The following is a 1,326-nucleotide window of genomic DNA, read 5'->3' on the forward strand; positions in this document are numbered from 1 at the left end:
GGGGCCGGTGCGGGCCGGCTGAGGCCAGGCACGGTGCTCGGTTCGCCTGAGGTGGTAGTTGGACATCTTGCGTTTGACGACACGGGGCTGGCTGCGGAGCCGTCTGACGGGAAGGAGTCGTTCCAGGAGATCCTGCTCCAGCAGCACCAGCGCTTTGACCAGGAGGTCAGGGGGAAAAAATGCCCGGTGTGACGGTCACGCTGCGCCGGGCGGAGCGCAGGGTCTCGGTGAAGGAGATCCGGTCGGGGTCCAGGCCGCGGGTGGCTGCCGTTCTCAGCATGAGTTCGCGCAGTGCGTGATGGACCAGGAGGTGTGCCCAGATCTGCTGGCGGACGCCCTCGGGCGTTTTGCTGCTGAGGACGACGCGTGCGCCGCGCTGGTGGGTCTTGATCTCTGCGAACACGGACTCGACCTCCCAGCGCTCGCGGTAGAGCGCGGCCAGCTGCCGGGCCGGATACCGCCGGGCGTCCAGCAGGGTGGTGACCAGGCGGTATCCGTCGGCCCCGTCCTTGCCCGCCTGGTCTTTGAGCCGGTAGGCCAGGACACGGACCACGACAGGCTCATCACGGGCGGGGCCGCTGCTGGCTCTGATCCGGGAGAGCCACGACCCGTCACGGAACTGCCTGGTGACGGGCAGAACGCGGTTGGCCGGCACCCGCCACAGCAGATCGGCGCCGGTGGCGGAGAACGCCTGCCACAACGGGACACCGAGGAACTCCCGATCGGCCAGGACGAGCTGACCCGGGCCTGCCGAGCGCGGCAGGCGGCCCACCAGAGTGACTTCCCCGGTGCGGCAGCCGGCCAGTTCCGCGTCCAGCACCGCATGGCTGCCGACCTCCACCAGCGCTGCCATCCGCACCTGCGGAAACGCGCTCCGGCCCGCCCCGCGGGCACTGCCCGGACGGCCGAAGGCGGCCTCGTTGGCCTCGCTGTCCGCAACATCCCAGCACGTGCCGTCGACAGCGAGCAGCCGCAAATCCCGCCAGAACGCCCCGGGCGTCGCCAGGGTGGCCATCGGCTTCGCGGTCGTGGCGAACAGCACCCGCAGCGGTTCCGAACCCAGCCGCTCCCGGGCCCTGAACAGCGAGGACTTCGCCGGAACACGCCAGTTGCCCAGCAGCCCCACACCCCGCAAACCCTCGACGAGATGCCGCATCACTTCCAGATACGGAGCAGGCGAGAACAGGGCCAGCCCCAGCACGAAGTACACCACCAGCCTCGCCGGCAGCAACCGCTGGCGTTGCTCGGCCCGCCCGCACGCCGCCACCACCCGGTCCACCAAACCCGGCGGATACACCCAGGTCAGGAGACCAAGACCCGATAAGT

General features: G+C 70.0%; 1 protein-coding gene. It reads right to left on the reverse strand.

The window, feature by feature from the left end; translation table 11 throughout:
• Nucleotides 1–166 precede the first annotated feature (166 nt).
• On the reverse strand, nucleotides 167–1,326 hold a 1,160-nt coding region (locus AAFN69_RS35000), incomplete at its 5' end, for an IS4 family transposase (protein WP_347732993.1).

It is taken from the genome of Streptomyces sp. CAU 1734 (assembly GCF_039888735.1).
Lineage (GTDB): Bacteria > Actinomycetota > Actinomycetes > Streptomycetales > Streptomycetaceae > Streptomyces.